Origin of the sequence: Rhodovibrio sodomensis (genome assembly GCF_016583645.1) — a bacterium.
In the GTDB taxonomy this organism is placed as follows: Bacteria; Pseudomonadota; Alphaproteobacteria; order Kiloniellales; family Rhodovibrionaceae; genus Rhodovibrio; species Rhodovibrio sodomensis.
In genome coordinates, this window is the sequence record NZ_NRRL01000043.1 from 1 (window position 1) to 17959 (window position 17959).

The following is a 17959-nucleotide window of genomic DNA, read 5'->3' on the forward strand; positions in this document are numbered from 1 at the left end:
TCGCGTTCGCACAGTAGGACCGCAGCAAGCAGGGCGAGATTGCGTCGCTGCGTCACGCGCTGCTGCGGCAAACGCGCCGCAAGATCCGCCTCGACCGCCGCCGCTACCGTCTCCAACCCGCCCATCGCAGCCCCCTGAATGAAACGCCAGAACGCTAAGAATCACGTTTTGTTCGTACACACAAGAGAAACTGACCCATGTTAAGGTCGCCTATCCGGTACGAAGCGGGAACAGCCGTGCGCGGACCGGGCGCCTAGAGCAAAATCGATGAAGGGCCAGTAGACCTTCATCGTGAATTTTGCTCTAACTGCTTGAAGAGAGAGCAAGATTCAGCTGAAAGGTTGTTTCAGCCTCTTGCCCTAGATCCGGCCGGAGCGGATCTTTTCGACGGCGTTGACCGTGAGGCCGATCAGCGCCAGCGCGGTCACGTCGGGCAGCAGCGAGGTGTTCAGGTAGGCGGTGTCGACCGCCCACACCAGCGCCCGGTCGAGCCCGCCGGTGAGCGCGCCCAGCCGGCCCAGGATCAGCAGCAGCAGGTGCTTGGCGACCGCGAAGAGGGCGAAGCCGGCGGCGATCTTCTCGGCCTGGCTCTTCAGCGCGCCGTCCTGCTCGGGCAGGCGCGGGGCGACCAGCGCACGATAGGCGATCGCCGCGGCCAGCGTATGCGCGAGAAGGAACGCGAGCCCCTGCATGTACAGGCCGAAGCCGGCCAGGCTGACCGCCAGCATCAGCGCGAAGGCGATCACCACCTGTCCGGCGACGAACGCGGCGGTCGGCGCCTTGCCGGCGTCGTCGGCGGCGCGGGTGTCGGTGAACCAGGTTTGTTGGTCGCTCGCGGTCTGGGTACGGGATGCCATGACGTACGCCTCCCGGCTGTGCGTGGTCATGCTCGCCGAGGTGGGGATTGGCCGGGCTGGCTGTAAAGGGGCAAGCCCGCCGGCCCGGCCCCGGGGTCCGCTCAGGGGTAGGTGCAGCGTTCCCAGGTCACCTGCGCGAAGGCCCGGTTATTGCCCTCGGTGATGGTGAAGCGGTGCTCCTGGTCGCCGATCACCACCGAATGGTTGAGCGGCAGCTCGCCCTCGACCTGCTGGTTGTCGCCGCCGACCCGGTAGAAGGTGGCGGTCAGCGGCTCGGCCGGATCGTACCAAGCTTCCGGCTGACCCTGCGCGTTGGTCGCGGACGGCCCGCTCGCGGTTACGGTCACCTGGCCGTTGGCGAACGACACCGAACTGCTGGCCCCGGTCGAGAGCGGGGTTTGGACGATGAAGCGCTTGGTCTGCGGGCCGCCGGTGCACTCGCGCTGTTCGCTCGCCTTGCGGATCACGAACGCCAGGCGGTCGGCCGGCATGCCGGCGTCGAGCCGCTCGCGCACCAGCTGCAGCAGCTCCGCGGGCGCGCCCTCCGGGACTTCTTCCTCATAGCGCTGCCGCCACCGGGCGAGCTTTTCCTGCGTCGCCTCCAGCTCGTTACGCAGCGCGCGCTTCTCCTCGCCCGCCTGCCGCAGCTGGTTTTCCAGGGTGACCACGCGGTCTTCCAGCCGCTCGACCTCGATCCGGGCGAGCTGGCGGGCGGTCTCGTAGGCGAAATAGAACGCCGCCCCCAGGGCTGCGAGGATCAGCAGCCACTTGATCATCGACCAGCGCCGTTGGCGCTTGCGGCGCATCCGGGTTTCTTGAAGACCGAGGCTCATCGCGCGAACGAATATCCGTGGGCCAGCGTGTGGACAAGGGCGGTCACGAGATTGCCCCGGGAATTTTGGGCCCCGCAATTGGCGCGCCCGCGGCCGCGCGCGCGCCGGCCCAACGGTCGCGGCGCCGCGCGGCCCCGGCGTGCGCGCGTCGCAGCGGCGATGGGCGCGGATAAGGACTGGTGGACCCGGCAGGATTCGAACCTGCGACCTTCGGCTCCGGAGGCCGACGCTCTATCCAGCTGAGCTACGGGTCCTGCGTCGCAACGCGCGCTGGACTGTAAGACCTGTTGGTCATGGGGACAACCGGGTTTCCGAGGCGATTCGTGATGCTGGAGTCTGCGGTTCTGCGGCTCCCCGTTTGTCTTTCGAGCGCGTGTTTGCAGTCCGTAGCCGGGTGGCTGTGGGCTTGGCCGATTTCTTCTCACTTTTATGCTCACTCTCCGCCATTCTTCAAGCGGCACGTCCGAGGCACAATGGGTTGCGGTGCGGCGCGGCCAGTCACACACATCAAGGCATGTAGACACCCAGAGCCAAGAGACGGCGGAGCAGCCATGCCCGACCACTACCAGAAAATCGCCCGTCTGCGGATCGAACTCGCCGGAACCGACCCGCTCGTCTGGCGCCAGGTCGATGTCCCGCTCGACCTACGTCTACGCCGCGTCCATGAAGTGCTCCAGGCGCTCTTCGATTGGCACGGCTCCCACCTGCATCAATTCGAGGCCTGTGGGCGCCTCTACGGGCTGCCAGAGGTCATGGGCAACGCGCAGGCAGGCATGCGGCTCTACAGCGACAAGAACGCCAAGCTCGGTACGGTGCTGAGTCGCGGCGCCGACAGCTTCGTCTACACATACGATTTTGGCGACAACTGGGACCACCAGGTAGTCGTTGAGAAGGTCTTCGAGCCGGAACATGGCATGGAGTATCCGGTGCTGGTCGATGGCGCGCGTCAGGCCCCGCCTGAGGACGTAGGCGGGCCACCGGGTTTCGCCGCGTTCTTAGCCGTCATGACGGACGACAGGCACCCTGACCATCAGGAACTTATCGAGTGGTACGGTGGACGCTTTGACGCCAAAGACATGCAGCTCGAAAAGGTGGAGGCGATGCTGGCGAGGATCAGGCGAAGCCGACGCAATGGGTCGGCAAAGGGCAGCCGGATGACGACGGACAAGGTCTGGCAGTAGGTCGGGTAATCATGCGTTCTTGGACCCCCCGCGAGGCTCCGATACGAATCGCAGACGATCTCTCAGGACGCTCAGCGCCAGCGTTTTCTGGTCGGCGGTGTGCGGCTCAATGAGCCTGACGTGATAGTAGCCCTGGCTGTCAGCCTTGCCGCCCATCACGACCCACTTGCGGCGCCAGCCAGTCGTGTCGCGATAAACATCACCTTTCTGGGGTGGTTCGGTCATGTCGGCCTCCTACAAGAAACAGGGCAAGTGAGGCCTGCATCGGTTTGTGTGTCGGATGGCGGATCGCCTGACGACATGGCGTCGGAAACCAGCTTCTCGACGGTTCTCGGTTTGAGGCGGGGACGGAGCCTTCGAACCCGGCGTGCGACGAGCCGGTGTCGCGAAAAGGTGTCCAGCTCTCGGTGGCGAGCGTACGCGAGGAATTTCTTGATCGAGCTTGTCGGGTCCCGTCATTCGCGCGCAGGCACGTCTCCGGGGCTGCGCTGAGACCTTACAGCGCAATCAGCCAAGGCAGGAAGTTGCTGCGCCATGCACCTCTACCTATTGCAGTTTGACGGCAACCGCAGCCAAGAGAGTGCAGAAGCCCTCAAACTGCGCAGGCTCCCAGCGCCCGAAGCTGTTCAGTCAACCTCGTGCTTTTATCGGGTTAGGCACTAACTTCGCTTCTTGGCTTCCGCGATCCACTCACCGACGCGCGCCGCTGTCACCGGACGGGAGTTAAGCTTGCGGGCGACCTGCTGCGCGTCAGCAGCCGCGAGGTCGGCGAACGTCCTGATCCCCATGGCTCGTAGGCGCTTGTCCATGGTCGGGCCGATGCCCTTGATTGCGGTCAGATCGTCCTCGGGGCTAGTGGTTGCTCTGGACGGTTCGGGAGCAGACTCCGCCGGCGCTGGCGGTGACTGGGTCGTTGCTGGCTCCGTGCGCTTCTTGGGCTCGGTGTTGCCCTGCTCGTTCTGATGTTTCTGGTCGCTCGGCACCCACCAGAAAACCAGCCGGCACCATTGCCTCACGAATTCGCCGAACATTGCGTCCTCGCTGAACCTGTGTTGCCCATCGTACCGATTCAGACGGTTCAACGGTAGCGGGTCTACAACCAGTCGCCGCCTTGGATCGGACCTTGGCCCCGTTGTGCCGGCGTCCTACGCGATAGCCTTCAGGGACAAGGAGGCGCGCGTGGCGACGATCAGGAAGCTCAGGGGCAAGTGGCAGGCGCAGGTCAGGCGGAAGGGCGCGGCCCCGCAGGCAAAGAGCTTCACGACGAAGCAGGAAGCCGAGCGCTGGGCGCGGTCGCTCGAAGCCGAGTACGAGCGCAACGGCGGGCTGCCGGACTACCGCACCGCCGAACAGACCACGGTCGCTGAGCTGCTGACCCGCTACCGGGAGGAGATCACGCCGACGAAGGGTGGGGCCGACAAGGAGGCCGTCCGCATCCGCGTGATCCTGCGCCACCCGATCCGGCACGTCTCGCTGCGCCGGTTGTCGAGCAAGGACGTTGCCGGCTACCGCGACGAACGGCTGAAGGCGGTCGGCCCGCAGACGGTGATCCACGAGCTGAAGACTCTCTCCCACGCCATCGAGATCGCGCGGAAGGAGTGGGGCGTCGTGATGGCCGAAAACCCCTGTCGGCTCGTTCGACGCCCCAAGCTACCGCAAGGGCGTGACCGACGGCTTCGGGATGGCGAGCGTGAGCGGCTGTTGGCGGGGTGCAGCGCGTCACGGAACCGCGAGCTACACGATCTGGTCGTCATGGCGATGGAGACGGGCATGCGGCGCGGCGAGCTGCTGTCGCTGCGCTGGGAGCACGTCGATCTCGCAGCCGGGGTCGCGCACTTGCCGAAGACGAAGAACGGGCACAGCCGCGACGTGCCACTCACGCTGGTGGTTCGGGAACTGCTCGCCGTGAGGCGGGGTGAGAGCCCCGATGGGCCGGTGTTCACGTCCAGCGAGAACGGCGTGCGGCTGGCTTGGGAGCGCGCGCGACGGCGTGCCGGGATCGAGGGGCTGCGTTTCCACGACCTGCGCCACGAGGCCGTGTCGAGCTTCTTCGAGCGCGGACTCAACGTGGTCGAGGTCGCAACGATCTCCGGGCACCGGGAGCTGCGCATGCTCCAGCGATACACCCACCTGAAGGCTGTCGATCTGCTGGGGAAGCTGGAACCGGCGATGGACGTGTCGTAGGAAGCGCTGCGGCGGGCGCTGAGCGGGTATAGACACTTCTGTGCGCTCTCGGGCTGCGCCCGCACCGGCGAAGCACTCAGGCGACCGTTGAATCGTTAGGCCCAAGCCGCGTACCCGATAAGAAGTCCGCGACTTGGGCCTCTCCGTTGCGTCACGCAGCAGCGAGCGCGAGATACGCCCGCCGAAGCACGGTGTCGCGCTGGTCACGGAACTTCTTGCGGATGGTCGGAAGCGTTGCCGTTAAGGCGTCAAGAAGCGCGTCTGCCGGATCGGACCACTCGACCGGCAAGTGAGCGACGGCGCGGTCCCGGTCGGTCTGCGGCTGATCGACCGGCACGCGGTCCCTAATGTAGAAGTCGGCGATCTTGTCCCATTCGCAGGCAAGGTCCCATGAAAACTTATCAATCGGGTTGAAGTCACGGACGTTGTTGCGCCCCTTCTTCCGGAGCCGAATTTCGTCCTCAAAGCCCTCTAAGATTGTGCGATAGAGCTGACGCCTGAGCACATCGCGTTCCATGCGAACGCTACATTCCGAGATACCGGGCTCGTAAGCGTTTCCGTCGTCGAGCCCGTCCATCATTTCATCGATCCAACGCGACGCGGGATCGCTCGGCAACTTGCCCTGAGGCTTACGCTTGGTTGCCGTGGGCGAGACCGGCATCCATGCCGGGATGCGCCTTTCGTCCGGCGTGCATGCAATTTCGGTGAAGTTCCACCAGGTGGCGCCGTCAAGGTTCAACTTGGCGATGCGCGTCAGAAAGGCGGCGGTGTCGGCCTGGGCCACGTCTTGTGCTCCAAAAAAGATGTTGCGCCGGGGATGACAAAGTGTGTATAGCGCTGCACACGCACAGCGTCAAGAAGGTATATCATGCGAGGAACGATTAGTCTGGCCGACGAGAGGGCCAAGCAGCTCCGCCGGCTCGCCGCCCATCACGGCAAGCACATCACCGAGTTGATCGAGGACTGGATCGCCGCTGAGTGGCGACAGCTCGGCTACGACCCCGTCCTACCGAACGGGTTCGGACTTTCACATCCGACATGCGACACCCCGAACGCCCCGCTGGGCATCGAGGTAGAGGGTCTTGGGTCGGTTGATCTCGAATACGAAGAAGCGCGCGAGATCGCGCTTGCTCTGATTGCTCTCGCCGATGGTGACCAAAGCGCTCCGACACGGATCGACGGCACCAAGCGCGGCGGTCACTTGGTCGAAGTGCGCCGACAGGGGAAGGGCATCAGCTACCTAGTCAACGGTCGCAAAAAGGGCCTGACATACGGGCTGGCGCGCGATCTAGGCTACGCGCTGGGTCAACGAGGCGACGCGTTTGAACCTCATGAACGAGGTCCGAAGAACGCAAAATTGGACGAACACACAAACGGTGAAAACGAACAGCCCCCCGAGTGGGGTAGTTGGTAGTGACTTCGAAGGCTTAAAATATGCAATATGAAGAATATGAAGATGGCTGCTCGCCTGAAGCCCCGAGTTTCATCAAGTTGACCCCTGACGGCAACCAACTGCTTATCTGGGAAGACCTACCTGGTGGAGAGCGCCGGCATGCCAAGTGGAGCTTGGATGACGCGTACATCATAGCCACCGAGGCTGGCTATCGCGTGGAAAATCTGGAAGCCCTCCGCTCGGTCACCGAACGCGACCGAAGTCTCGAAGCCGACCTCACCACGATGAAGTGGTTCGATTACCGCTACCTCACGCCGGCGGCAGCAACCCGGCTTTTCGCCGCGACATACACAGACTGTTATCGCCGGATTTGGCGTGAACAGTTCGATAAGGACGAAGCTGCGCTGAAGCGACCGCTTCGAAATGATGACCCGTTTCGTGTCGTCGGTCCCGAGCTTACGAACCTCTGGCGCGCGCGGCAGTGGGCCGACGGGCTGGCCTACCCATACGATTTCTTTATCCATACGACGTTTCAGTTCGCGCGGAAGCGAGGCTACAAGCGCCCGCCGCTCCCGAACCAGCTCTTCGGCGCAAAGATGATTCCGAAGTTGACCCCGGCGTTGGCGATGGCTTGGCGCAGGTCGATGGAGAGCCGGGCGCGCTATGGAACGTCAGCTAACTATCGAAACGAGAACTACTGCGGCGATCCGGCCCAAGACGCTCATCACGCGCACATATTGAATCTCTTGCGGGCCAAGGGGCCGAGGCCGCTGGACATTCGCCGGTTCGTGTTCGACGAACGGCTACTTCCCGAGCAGCGTGCGGTCGCCGAGTTTGGCCGAGAGTTGGTGGAACGTGGGCGTGCGCAGGTGCCGACGCTTGAGGAACCCCCGGTGTATCGCAAGATCAAGGCGACTGCGCTAAAGCCAGGCTGCTACGGTCTGCCGGGTGCAGATCAGGGTGATTGGCCTTGCACTGCCTGTCGGTTCCGGGTCGCATGTAGGCGCAGCGCTGATCTCGTCAGCCAGACTGCGGCTGAGGTCTGGGGTACCGACGATCCAAGAGCCGCTGACCATCGCGCCAAGGCTGCCGCGCGAAAGCGTAAGGAGCGCGCCAGGAAGCGCGCCTCCGCAGCAGCAACTCGGTGACGCTCCGACGACGCTTGGAAAGCGTGACAACGCAATGCGTTGCCTCGAAGTGCGTTCGGGTCTCGATCTGTAACGAGTTGCGGCATTTCGTTGTCACGCCTTCCGAGCCAGCACTCGATAACGGGATCGTATAGCATGTCACGCTTTCGGAAGAGTGCAGCTCTTACGAGACGATGAGCCTGTCACGCCTTCCATATAGATTCTCTATTCTAGATAAGAATAAGAGATAAGAAGATGAAACATAAAGAGTTTGGAAAGCGTGACATCTTGCAAAGGCGTCGGGACGGGAGGCGCTGAAATTCAAAGACATAAAGTATATGAAAGAGGCCTCGGCCCCGCTTGCGGCTCGCCCAAAGAGACTCAAGAAAATGCCGGGAGGGCTGACGCCTCGTTTCTGCGATCTCTGGATCAGCAGGGGTGGTGGTTCGGCGTTCAACCTCCGGTGCGCTCTCCCCTCCGCCACTCCCAAGGCATCACAAACCGGCCCCGCCAGACCCCGGCCCCGGCACTCTCTGCCTTCCGTTCCTCGCCCACGAACTCCGTCGAGTAACGCCGGTAGGCGACGGCCCAGCCCTGCTCGACCATCCAGGCGTTCAGGTTGGTGCCGTCGGCGTAGCAGACGGCGATCAACCGACCGTATCGATCCTCTTCGTCGCCCACGCAGCGCACGGTGTCGCCCGCGACCCGGTCGCGCAGCGCCCGCGTGCTCCGGCGCCCGCACGGCCAGCGCCGACCGCCGTCGAGGCAGGTTTGATCGCTCTCGGGCGCGTCGATCCCGTGCAGCCGGACGCGCTTTCCCTCGATGGCGAGGGTGTCGCCGTCGATGACGCGGGCGTTCCCCACCAAGTTGCTGCCTGTAGCCGGCACACGCTCGTCCATCGCGACGAACGTGCCGACGCCGACCAGCGCCGTCAGGGCGATGAAGCCAAGGGACCGGCGCAGTGAACGCAGCGACGATCTGAGGCCAGTCGGGAGCGGCATCGGCGATTTCGAACGCCCTGGCCTTCCTCGCCGGGCGCGGCCCTTCCGAGGACGACCACTACGCCAGCCGTGTTTCGGGTAGCGCCGGGGTGATCGGACATGTCGCGGCATGGGCACAGCTCAGGAGCGAACCGTTGAGGGAGAACTCGTCAGAGCACGATGCGCTCAGCCGGCTTAACGATTTACGAACCGTCGGCGTCGGACCGCACGCAGGCCGACAGCAGATCGATCACGGCCTTCCGGGTGCGCTCATCGACCTGATACGCCAGCCCCATCAAGCGCACGGCGTCGCGATCCTCTGGAGCGAGTTCGTCATCGGCTATGGGTTGGCTTTCGACGACCTCGTGGTACTCGCGCAGCATCGCCTCCGGCGTCGTGCCGAGCGCGTAACTGAGATCGAGCAACACCGTGAACCGGACACGGTTGGTCCCCTTCTCGTACTTTTGCACCTGTTGGAAAGTCATGCCGACGCGCTGAGCGAGTTTGGTCTGGCTGAGGCCGGCTCGTGCTCGTGCCCGGCGGATGACCTTGCCGAGGGCGATTTCGCGATGGTCGGTCGTCATGGTGGTTAGGTTCATCTGGTAGTCGTCTGACTGCGTGGCCGGCGTGGAGCCACGGGGGCGACGTAGGGGGCGCTGTCGAGAATGCGGTTCCCGCCGTTTTCCCGGCCCGTGAGCGGGCGCAAGCGAGTTTGGGCTGGTTGGGGGTGCAGGACGACCAAAGGCGCGCTGTACGGGTTTCAGAACGACCTTTCCGCGAGGCGCTGTCAACCTTGCCGCGAAACACCTACGCGTCTGACTCAAGCTTCAGCACAGAGGGGCAGTGGGAACACCGCGACGCCGCTGGGATCACCGAGATGCAGTAGACGCAATTCTTCTTCTCAGGCAGCAACGTCGGCGCGTCGGGCGTTTTGTTGCGCAGTTTGAGCCAGGTGATCTGCCGGACCACCGCGAACATGGCGGTGGCGATGATCTTGAAGTGGACCGCCGCATTGATGAACAGGCCGTGGTTGAGACTTGGGGCGCCGGCGGCTTGCGCCTTGGCCAGGGTCGCGTAGTCGCCCGGCCCGAGCGGGCCGAAAAGCTCGGTGAAGTCCACGACCCTGAGCAACAGAACAATACTGCGCATCAAAATGCCGTGGCGCGACGCCATCCGATCATTCGGGCAATCGCCATATCGAGCCATACATCACAATCGCCCAGGTGAATACCTAAAAAAAACTATGCTTGTGCCTACATCGATACCTCATCTTTGCGATCACAAAAGCGCGTGTAGGCAGTTAACGTGCATCCGTGACGAGCATAGCAACACGCGGGGAGTGCGGTCGTATGCAACCAGTTCGTATCACAATGCTGGCAGGCGCAAGTGCCTTTCTCCTAAATGCAGCGGCTGCTGCATCGGAGTTTACGTCCGTAACATCACGAGTTGATGTCTCTAACCCAGAAGTGTTCGCGGATCAATTTGACGACCCTTTCACCGAATCACCTTACGCCTTTCCAGTCGATGACGGTGATTTGAATACTTCTTCGCCCTCGAGCATCTCTTCGCAGTACAATTTGACATACGATGGGGTCAATTCATATGGAGAGTCTTCGACATTCACTGTTTCTGGTGAAAATCGTGCTCAAGCGGGGTTTGGAAGGTTAAAAGCCTCCACCGTCGCGACCTTTGACAGTCCGTTGCCGCCAGAAGACAACGAGCCGTACGTGTACGACGGTAGCGGACCGGTCTTCGAGGTCGCCACCAATCCTGACGGCGTGCCAAGCATCGTCCAGCCTTTGTCACGCGCGAGCTTCTCGGACACACTGGAACTCGAAAGCGTTGAAAATATTGAATCCGTTCAGTTAAAATTTGATCTAACGGGGATCAACTCAATCACCGCTCCAATTAATTCACCATTATACTTTCAGAGTAGCGTGTTCGTGTCTGACACATACGGATCAATATTCTCTGATCAAATCGACTCTGGAGCGGGTTTGCGCGAGTATAATGAAACTATAACATCGAACCTATTCCCGGTAAGCGATGGTAGGGCAGACATATCTTTCACGCTGGACACAGAGCTTGCGCTAACAGTGAGTGATTTCACAGGAGATTTGCCACGAGGGCTCGAATTTTTTGGGGCGAACGATTTTTACAACACCTTTGAGTTCCTATCTTTAACTGCGTTTAATTCTGATGGTGAAGAAATCATTATCACCGACGTGCGCGGCACAGGTGGTGGCGACATCTATTTGAGCGCGTCCGCTACACCGGTGCCCCTTCCGGCAACAATATGGTTAATTCTTGTCGGAGGGCTACCGTTGGCTTGCGCTAAAATCGGTGTCCGTATCAGTGGAAAAACCGTGTGAGGAAGAGGAGGACATGGGGTGCTCATGGTGCCGCACGTCTATACCTGAGCGCCCGCTCAACCTTTCCCGTTGCGATTCCTTAAAGCCCCGACGTGCTGAACTTCTCGTCGATCCCGACGGCGGATACGAATGACATTGTGCGTCTTCGTCGATTTGCCGCTCAGTCAAGGTGTGCGGACGTGTTTGGGCTGGAACAGGTAGGCGAACGATTGGCGCACACTCAGCGCCCAGGTTTCCGCGTCCTACGCGCAGTTGTGCGCAAGGGAGACAAGCCGGGTCAGAAGATTTCGTCCTGCGCCTTCCGGTCCTGGTACGCCAGATCGTCCGGCGCCGGCAGCCCAGCGCCCAACAGCGCGTCGATGTCCAGGATGCCGTTCGAGCGGTCGGGCCAGTAGTCGCCCTCCACCGGCTGGCTGGTGATCGCCAGCAGGTGGCGGAACGCCTCCACCCGCTGCCAGGGCTCTCGGTAGAGATCGTCGATCCGGTCCTGGTGCTGACGCAGCCACATCGCAGCAGCGGCGGCCACGTGGACGGTCGCGTAGGACGTGCCGTCGCCGGTGCCGTAATCACCCGCGCTGACGGACCCGTCGGTCAGCACGCTGTTCGCCCGGAATACGTCGTCGGCCGGCGCCCACACGTCGATGGAGCGCTGCGCCATGGATTCCTCGTACTCGAACCATACCATTCGGTCGTCGCGGATTCCGCCGACACCGATGGTGCGGGAGAACTTGCCGGGGTAAGTCACGCGATCAACGACTTGGCCGCCAGCACCCACCAGGACGATCCCGCGCTCGTAAGCGTGATCGACCGCTTCGCCGAGATGCCGTTGCCCGAACAGGCTCATCTGCGGGAGACCGATGCTCATCGAGATGACCTCGCAGGCGTTGATGTCCACGCCGTGCCGGATCGCCTCAGCCACGTGCTTTCGAGCCTGCTTTGAGTGGATCACGACGTGGTTGATCGCCCGGTAAGGTACAATGGGGAGCCCAGGCGCGACGCCGACGAAGCTGCCAGGCAGGTTGCCGCAGAGAACGCTCCCGACGCGCGTGCCGTGGCCGGGCGTGCCCTCGTAAGCCAGCGGGTCAAAGGGCCGCCGTCCGCGCTCGATCAGGTTGAGCCCGTCATCCACTCGCACGAACGGGCTTTCGCCGTCCTGCGAAGGGCCGAACACGGGGTGCTCCGTGTAGCCGGTGTCGATCAGCGCGACCTCGATCTCGTTCCAATCGATCTGACCGGAGCCGTCGGTGCGTCGAGGTAGACGGTCGCGCGCTTGGCGGCCCCGCACCATGTCGATGTTCCAGAACTTGTCGGTCATGGTGATCACCCCGAGCCTGACGGCACCCGAGCTGGTCTTCGGCTCGCCTTTGGGTCCGCTTGCGTCGCGGTCCGAAAATACGAGCCGGTCCCAGTCTGGTGCTATACCATTTTCCATCCTGCAACAGGATTTGGTTAGTCTGTGGTTGTCAGTGAATCGAAAGCGGATGAGATCGTGCCCATGAACACCGACGACATCGCGCCGACGACCGACCACGTCGCCGCCGAGCGGCGCTGTCTTCAGTGCCATCAGGCGTTCATGAGCCGATGGGTCGGTGAGCGCATCTGCCGGAGCTGCAAGGGCCGGCATGAATGGCGCGAGGGCACGCACTCGATGGTCCCGGACTGGTGAAGGTGTTGATCGCACCGGTCTTTGAGCACCAGACAACGACCGCGCTGCCCGCTAACCTCAACGTCAAGTTGATTCTTCAGAATCACTTGATCTTTTGCTGAGGATTCCTTGCGCTTTCGGCTGTCGGGCGCCTTGGCTGAGCTAGGAATATGTTCCGTTATATAAGAATGTCATCCATCCGCGATTTTTGTGCCCAGAGGTGCGCGTTTTCTTACAGTTAGCGGCCCCGCGCCGGTGATGATTTGCGCACTATGTGCGGCCTTTAGCCGTTCTGGGTTGCCCAGGTGGCGGCGCCACCTTCAGCGCCTTTCCACCGGGCGTTTCTGGGCGTTTCAGCGCAAGCCGACGCGCCTTCGATGAGAGGAGAGCATGGACACGACCGATCCGCGCGCACTGGGACAAGGTCTACGCTGAGAAGGCCGAGGACGAGCTGAGCTGGACGCAGCGGGCACCCGCGATGTCGCTGCGCATGATCCACAGGTGCCAGCTCGGTCAAGACGACCCCATCGTGGATGTCGGCGCCGGCACCTCGCGGCTGATCGACGATCTGCTCGGTGTCGGCTATCGCGACGTGAGCCTGCTCGACATCTCGGCGAACGCGCTCGACCGGGTGCAAGACCGTCGGGACGACCGTTCAGACCTCATCGAACGGATCGTTGCCAACGTGACCACCTGGGAGCCGGGCCGCTCCTACAAGCTGTGGCACGACCGAGCGGTGCTGCACTTCCTGACCGAGCCGGAACGGCGCCAGGGCTACCTTGACGCGCTGCACGCAGGCCTGGAACGCGGCGGTCAATTCATCGTCGCCACGTTCGCTCTGGGCGGACCGGAAAAGTGCAGCGGGTTGCCCGTGGTCCGCTACGGCGCCGATGACCTGGCCGCGCTGCTGGGCGAGGCGTGGATGTTGCAGGAGGTCGAACGCGAAGATCACATGACGCCAGGCGGTCGGGTCCAGCCTTTCACCTGGTGCCGGTTCCGGCGCGATTGACCGAGACACTCTTGCGTGGCTCGCTTCATCAGACAGTACGCCTTCGCCGTCCAACAGTCAGGCGCAAATTCCGATATTCAATGTTTGTTCATACTCATTTTTTTGTATTTTAGTGAATCAGCGCATCTTCAGGTTGCGTTCAATATCACAGAAATCTCACGGTTGACGATCCCGGCAGAAGCTGGGGCGATACAACGGTGAACAGGGGGTTTCGATGAAAGTGACTACAGGAATCTTCGTGGTTGCCGCCTCGGCGGCTCTGCTGTCCGCTTGTGCACAGGTCGAGACGAGCAAACCCACGGCACAGATGGAACCAGCCGAGAAGACGATGCACCCTGTCGGGACAACACTGGTCGTCAATGATATGGGTGAACAGGTGACGTGGGAGAAGGTCGCGACCAACGACAAGGGGAGTGTTTGGCAAGGGTCGAACGGGTGCAGATACACGCAAACAAACAGTAACACCTTCGCGCCTACTGTGAAATTCGAGAACTGCAACGGGAATACCGGGACCCAGGAAATTCAGTCGAAGAGCGGGTCTCTTTTCCCGCTTGACGTGGGAAATACCGCATCGTGGAAGTTTACGGGGCAGGACCAACAATATAATTGGACTGGGGCACGGCGTTGTGAGGTCCAAGAAGAGGTTCGTCTGACCGTACCAGCGGGAACGTACGACGCGTACAAGGTGTCGTGTCGCGACGACTGGAGCGCACGGACCTACTACTATGCACCTGAAGTAGCTGCAAACGCGGCGTTCACGCGCGTACACAAGGAACGCGGCAAGGTCGCTGACAGCCGGCTGGTGAAAGCGCCCAGTCAACCGAGTTCGTAGAATTTTCTGACACAAAGTTAAGTGTAGACGTGGATCGGCGCGAAGGGGGTGTTCGTCGTTGATTGCGTTAGGCGGAAGCCGCTGCGTGATCTCTCCAATCCTTCGCGACCGGTCCACTTCCCCGCTCTGTGTTTCTGGCGGCGTGGAGAGGTTGCGGCACATGATGGGGGCCTGTCGCACCCTCTGACAGATATGATCCAGCTTCTGGAAGCGCGTGATGCTCCACATCCCTGGCATCGCTCAACTCAAGATCGTCATAGAGGGCATCGATCCGCCGATCTGGCGACGCCTGCTGGTGCCGCGCGAGACGCTGCTTGGCGATCTGCACCACATGATCCAGTCCGCCTTCGGCTGGTGGGACTATCACCTGCACGAGTTTGAAATCGGCGGCCTTCGCTACGGCGATGCCGAGCTGCTTGAGGATGGCGCGTTCGAGGAGGACCCGCGCGTATTCGATGAGACCGGCGTACGCCTGTACGACTTCGCGCCTGACGCGCCGCCGTTTTTGTACCGCTACGACTTCGGCGACGACTGGCATCACTACGTGGAGATCGAGAAGCTGCTGATGCGGGAGAAGGACTGCAAGTACCCGGCCTGCATCGAGGGTGCACGCTCGCGACCACCCGAGGATGTTGGGGGTGTCGGCGGTTACGCCGAGTTCCTTGAGGCGTTCCATGACCCGGAGCATGAAGACCACCACGACATGCGGCGATGGGCCGGTCGCGGATTTCACCCGGAGAAGTTCGACTTGGAGAAGACGAACAAAGACGTGCGGCTTGCGGTGCGCCGGGCACAGCGACGGCGGAATGAGGGGTGGTAGGAAGGCGCTTCGATGGGCTTGTATGAGAATGCGGATGAGCAGGCGATTTTAGGCGCTTCGACTTCGCTTGCAACTCTTAGATGTGCTTCTATGTAGGTCTTCTGGTTTTTGGAGCGATACCGATGAACCCAATGCAAGTGCCGGAGCTGGGCCAAACGCCGGTCAGCACCCCAAGACCACAATCGCACATCCTCGAAGCTCTCAAGCTCGAAGGTCTCGGCCCCCTATAGACCGCGCTCTCAAGCTCCATGAAGCGTCCTGTCAAGTGCTCATTGGCTCTCAGCGTAAAAATGCGACCACAGGGTCGTTTGTGACCGTCTCAACGTGTTCACGATGGGAAAAGCAAAATAGTGCAGGGTGGGCGAGGATGCGCTCGGGTGATGCCGTGCTCAGGTGCGCATGCGTTGCCCGGAAGTCAGGTGCGCTGCTAGAAACGAGTCGCGGCGCACGCCTCTCAACTCGCTACATTTAGTGGGCGATCCACTTGGACGTTCACGCGAATGACAAGTTATCTGATCGACCTGGCCTTGCTCAGCCTGAAACTGTGGATCATCTACTTCTCCATGCAGCAGGGTCGCTAGAGACGAGCCGGCAGCCTTCGGGTTGCCGGCTTCATCGCTTCAAAGCTCCCAATCCCACAGTTCCTTGAACGCCGTCTCGACGCGTAGCTTGAGCTTTTCGATCCGGGCCCAGGAGCAGGGTCTCGGCTCCAGAGCTCCGTCCGCAAGGCCGTCTGCCAGTTCCATGCGCAGCGAAAACGCCATTAGTGCTGCATTCTTGGTGAGAACCGCAATCACCTCCTCGGCCATCCGCTCTATGCTCCGGGCTTTATCGCGTGCGCCGCACGTCTTCAGGGCGCTCGACAGCAGCCCCATGTCTTCCATCACATGCATGACCTTGGTGTTGTAGATGGGATCGGGCTCATCGCTGGCGTGCGCCGGCGCGACTGAGACAAATGCCGCGACGCAGGCGCAGATAAGCATCTTCATGTTGGTTTCCTTACTAGATGGCGAAAGGTGACGGCCAAGCTCTCGCACACTGCGAGCATCTCCGCCAGGCTCCGCGAGCTTTACCGCGTGACCGTGGCGGGCGCGGTCTCGTATGAGCCGGCGAGCCAATGAGGCGCAACTGGGCGCAGGCCGTGCCTCTATAAGTATCGATGCCTGCCCAGCGCTTTTCCTGCCTTCGTACCCACCATTACGCGCACGCACCTTCTAGGACTTCTCGTTTTGCAGCCCGGGCCTGCCCTCGTTCAGGATCGGCTCGCCCCGGTTGTCACGATTGGTCGCGGCGAACGACGCAAGCACGGTCGCGGTCAGCGCGGATGTCTCGGTCGGAACACGCAAGACGAGCTATGAGCCGTTGGACACACCCAGCTCCGCCCTCCACGCCAGAACATCATCGATCTCCAAGAATCGCTCGTCCATGTACTCGGGCGGCTTCTCCCAGTCGTCCCGGCGCCCTCCACCATAATCCGTGACGCCGAAGAGGTGGGTGCCGTTCACGCCGTCGTCGGACAGCGGCAAGATCAGACGTTCCCCCTCGCGATACCCGCCGATCCGCATGTAAACCCGCCCGACGGCGTACACCACGCCCGGCGTGTTGAGCACGTGGAGGAAGCGCGCCCGGACGATCTCGCGCATGTGCGATTCGATGATGTCGGCGAGGTGCTTGCCGCGCAGTGAGTAACCGAAGACCTCGTTCACGTGCTCACCCGCAAGGCGGTAGCGGAACGCGTCGTCTTCTGAAAGGTGCTCGATCAACCAGACGTAGGGGAGCGCGTGCCGGATCGCGTTGAGGTCGATCTCTGTGCGGGACGGGAGCCGCCCAGGCGTGTACGCACTCAACCACCAGCGCGCGACAACGCGTAGGGCGGGAGAACGCAAGGGGCACAACGCTGAAGACAAGGCGGCTCGGACCTATTCGTTGCGAAAGACGAGCGCGCGCAGCTCTTCCATGCCCAGCCATGGCGACTGTGCGTGCACGGCCCGGTGGCAATTGGCGCAGATCAAGGCCAGATCGTCCAGGCGTGTCACCAAGCCGGTGCGTAGCGTGTGGACGGGCTGGATGTGGTGGCACTCGATAACCCCGGAGCTGCGCTCGCCATACACCTCCTCAGCCTCGAAGCGACACGCCTCACAGAACAGCCTGCCGTGTCGCGCGCAGAACTGCGCCTTCTTGCGCTGCACCAGCTTCCCGGACCGCTCGCGGTGCCGATGCAGCCTGGTGACGAGCTGCCCCTCCTGGGCCTCGATAGTGTCATCTGCGCCGAGCTGCTGTAGTTCGGGGTGAACGTCGCCGGCCCGGAAGTTCTCGCGGATCGCTTTGGCCACCCGGTGAAGACGGTCAGCATCGGCGGCGAACTCGTTCCACACCGCCTCTTCGCCGCCGCCCCCACGCGTCAAACCGACCCTTCCGCCGCTGGTGTAGGCTGGGTCAAGACGGCGGAAGTTCATCAGCTTCATGTAGGTGCCGTTGACGTTGCGGTACTTCTCGAAGTGCCGGTGCCCCAACGTCTCGCCGAGCACGTTCAGCTCGCGGCTCAGCTCCTCGATTTCGCGGCTCGTCTTACCCGGCGGCCTGTCGCGATGGCGGACGTACAAATCCAGCGCCAGGATTAGTTCGTCCCGGCTCCAAGTCGGGTTGCGTTTCGGCCCGCCCGCATCCGCCATGCGCGCAGTGTGTCCGACCGGACACTTGCGCGTCAAAGCCCGGCGTCACGGTG

21 protein-coding genes and 1 tRNA gene are annotated in these 17959 nt (G+C 62.1%); 8 read left to right on the forward strand and 14 right to left on the reverse strand.

Going from position 1 to position 17959, the window contains the following annotated elements; translation table 11 throughout:
* Positions 1-359 precede the first annotated feature (359 nt).
* The 3 genes from CKO28_RS14830 to CKO28_RS14840 form a co-directional block, all read right to left on the reverse strand.
* Positions 360-857, reverse strand: coding sequence for a hypothetical protein (locus CKO28_RS14830; protein ID WP_200341579.1), 498 nt, complete (start codon positions 855-857; stop codon positions 360-362).
* Positions 858-958: 101 nt separating this feature from the next.
* Positions 959-1690: a hypothetical protein gene (locus CKO28_RS14835; protein WP_200341580.1), complete on the reverse strand. Its 732-nt coding sequence runs from the start codon at positions 1688-1690 to the stop codon at positions 959-961.
* A gap of 177 nt (positions 1691-1867) precedes the next feature.
* A tRNA-Arg gene (locus tag CKO28_RS14840) sits at positions 1868-1944 on the reverse strand.
* Between the two features lie 297 nt (positions 1945-2241).
* Here CKO28_RS14840 and CKO28_RS14845 point away from each other — a divergent pair.
* Positions 2242-2871 carry a plasmid pRiA4b ORF-3 family protein gene (locus CKO28_RS14845; RefSeq protein ID WP_200341581.1) on the forward strand — a complete coding sequence of 210 codons (630 nt, stop codon included), beginning with the start codon at positions 2242-2244 and terminating at the stop codon, positions 2869-2871.
* A 9-nt stretch (positions 2872-2880) separates the two neighbouring features.
* On the opposite strand, the gene CKO28_RS14850 is transcribed toward CKO28_RS14845, so the two are convergent.
* Both CKO28_RS14850 and CKO28_RS14855 read right to left on the reverse strand, forming a co-directional pair.
* A complete protein-coding gene (locus CKO28_RS14850; RefSeq protein WP_200341582.1) occupies positions 2881-3096 on the reverse strand; it encodes a hypothetical protein in 216 nt (71 codons plus the stop codon).
* Positions 3097-3530: 434 nt separating this feature from the next.
* Entirely contained in the window at positions 3531-3902 is a 372-nt protein-coding gene (locus CKO28_RS14855) for a DUF4332 domain-containing protein (protein WP_200341583.1), read from the reverse strand.
* Positions 3903-4050: 148 nt separating this feature from the next.
* Between CKO28_RS14855 and CKO28_RS14860 the strand changes: the two genes are divergently transcribed.
* Positions 4051-5055, forward strand: a complete 1005-nt coding sequence (locus CKO28_RS14860; protein ID WP_200341584.1) for a tyrosine-type recombinase/integrase — start codon at positions 4051-4053, stop codon at positions 5053-5055.
* Between the two features lie 151 nt (positions 5056-5206).
* On the opposite strand, the gene CKO28_RS14865 is transcribed toward CKO28_RS14860, so the two are convergent.
* Entirely contained in the window at positions 5207-5839 is a 633-nt protein-coding gene (locus CKO28_RS14865) for a hypothetical protein (protein WP_200341585.1), read from the reverse strand.
* Between the two features lie 84 nt (positions 5840-5923).
* Between CKO28_RS14865 and CKO28_RS14870 the strand changes: the two genes are divergently transcribed.
* Positions 5924-6469 carry a hypothetical protein gene (locus CKO28_RS14870; RefSeq protein WP_200341586.1) on the forward strand — a complete coding sequence of 182 codons (546 nt, stop codon included), beginning with the start codon at positions 5924-5926 and terminating at the stop codon, positions 6467-6469.
* Between the two features lie 20 nt (positions 6470-6489).
* Complete coding sequence (locus tag CKO28_RS14875) at positions 6490-7596, forward strand: hypothetical protein (RefSeq protein WP_200341587.1); 1107 nt, start codon at positions 6490-6492, stop codon at positions 7594-7596.
* Between the two features lie 432 nt (positions 7597-8028).
* Here the strand turns inward: CKO28_RS14875 and CKO28_RS14880 are convergent, their stop codons facing one another.
* The 3 genes from CKO28_RS14880 to CKO28_RS14890 form a co-directional block, all read right to left on the reverse strand.
* The gene (locus CKO28_RS14880; RefSeq protein ID WP_200341588.1) at positions 8029-8577 is read right to left on the reverse strand and encodes a thermonuclease family protein; all 549 of its coding nucleotides are present in this window, start codon (positions 8575-8577) and stop codon (positions 8029-8031) included.
* A gap of 182 nt (positions 8578-8759) precedes the next feature.
* The gene (locus tag CKO28_RS14885; protein ID WP_242480581.1) at positions 8760-9140 is read right to left on the reverse strand and encodes a helix-turn-helix domain-containing protein; all 381 of its coding nucleotides are present in this window, start codon (positions 9138-9140) and stop codon (positions 8760-8762) included.
* A gap of 223 nt (positions 9141-9363) precedes the next feature.
* Positions 9364-9729: an MscL family protein gene (locus tag CKO28_RS14890; RefSeq protein ID WP_200341590.1), complete on the reverse strand. Its 366-nt coding sequence runs from the start codon at positions 9727-9729 to the stop codon at positions 9364-9366.
* 176 nt (positions 9730-9905) lie between these two features.
* Here CKO28_RS14890 and CKO28_RS14895 point away from each other — a divergent pair, with 176 nt between their 5' ends.
* Positions 9906-10928, forward strand: coding sequence for a hypothetical protein (locus CKO28_RS14895; protein WP_200341591.1), 1023 nt, complete (start codon positions 9906-9908; stop codon positions 10926-10928).
* Positions 10929-11205: 277 nt separating this feature from the next.
* Here the strand turns inward: CKO28_RS14895 and CKO28_RS14900 are convergent, their stop codons facing one another.
* On the reverse strand, positions 11206-12492 hold the full coding sequence (locus CKO28_RS14900) for a S8 family peptidase (protein WP_200341592.1): 1287 nt from the start codon (positions 12490-12492) through the stop codon (positions 11206-11208).
* 559 nt (positions 12493-13051) lie between these two features.
* Between CKO28_RS14900 and CKO28_RS14905 the strand changes: the two genes are divergently transcribed.
* The 3 genes from CKO28_RS14905 to CKO28_RS14915 all read left to right on the forward strand — a co-directional run bounded on the left by CKO28_RS14905 (position 13052) and on the right by CKO28_RS14915 (position 15234).
* Positions 13052-13582, forward strand: coding sequence for a class I SAM-dependent methyltransferase (locus CKO28_RS14905; RefSeq protein WP_200341593.1), 531 nt, complete (start codon positions 13052-13054; stop codon positions 13580-13582).
* A 214-nt stretch (positions 13583-13796) separates the two neighbouring features.
* Positions 13797-14414, forward strand: a complete 618-nt coding sequence (locus CKO28_RS14910; protein WP_200341594.1) for a hypothetical protein — start codon at positions 13797-13799, stop codon at positions 14412-14414.
* Positions 14415-14631: 217 nt separating this feature from the next.
* The gene (locus tag CKO28_RS14915) at positions 14632-15234 is read left to right on the forward strand and encodes a plasmid pRiA4b ORF-3 family protein (protein ID WP_200341595.1); all 603 of its coding nucleotides are present in this window, start codon (positions 14632-14634) and stop codon (positions 15232-15234) included.
* A gap of 620 nt (positions 15235-15854) precedes the next feature.
* Here CKO28_RS14915 and CKO28_RS14920 read toward each other — a convergent pair.
* From CKO28_RS14920 to CKO28_RS14930, 4 genes are all read right to left on the reverse strand, one after another.
* A complete protein-coding gene (locus tag CKO28_RS14920; RefSeq protein WP_200341596.1) occupies positions 15855-16223 on the reverse strand; it encodes a hypothetical protein in 369 nt (122 codons plus the stop codon).
* Positions 16224-16448: 225 nt separating this feature from the next.
* Positions 16449-16580 carry a hypothetical protein gene (locus CKO28_RS28885; protein ID WP_274610981.1) on the reverse strand — a complete coding sequence of 44 codons (132 nt, stop codon included), beginning with the start codon at positions 16578-16580 and terminating at the stop codon, positions 16449-16451.
* A 6-nt stretch (positions 16581-16586) separates the two neighbouring features.
* A complete protein-coding gene (locus CKO28_RS14925) occupies positions 16587-17141 on the reverse strand; it encodes a PAS domain-containing protein (protein ID WP_338050141.1) in 555 nt (184 codons plus the stop codon).
* 12 nt (positions 17142-17153) lie between these two features.
* On the reverse strand, positions 17154-17906 hold the full coding sequence (locus tag CKO28_RS14930) for an HNH endonuclease (protein WP_200341598.1): 753 nt from the start codon (positions 17904-17906) through the stop codon (positions 17154-17156).
* Positions 17907-17959 lie beyond the last annotated feature (53 nt).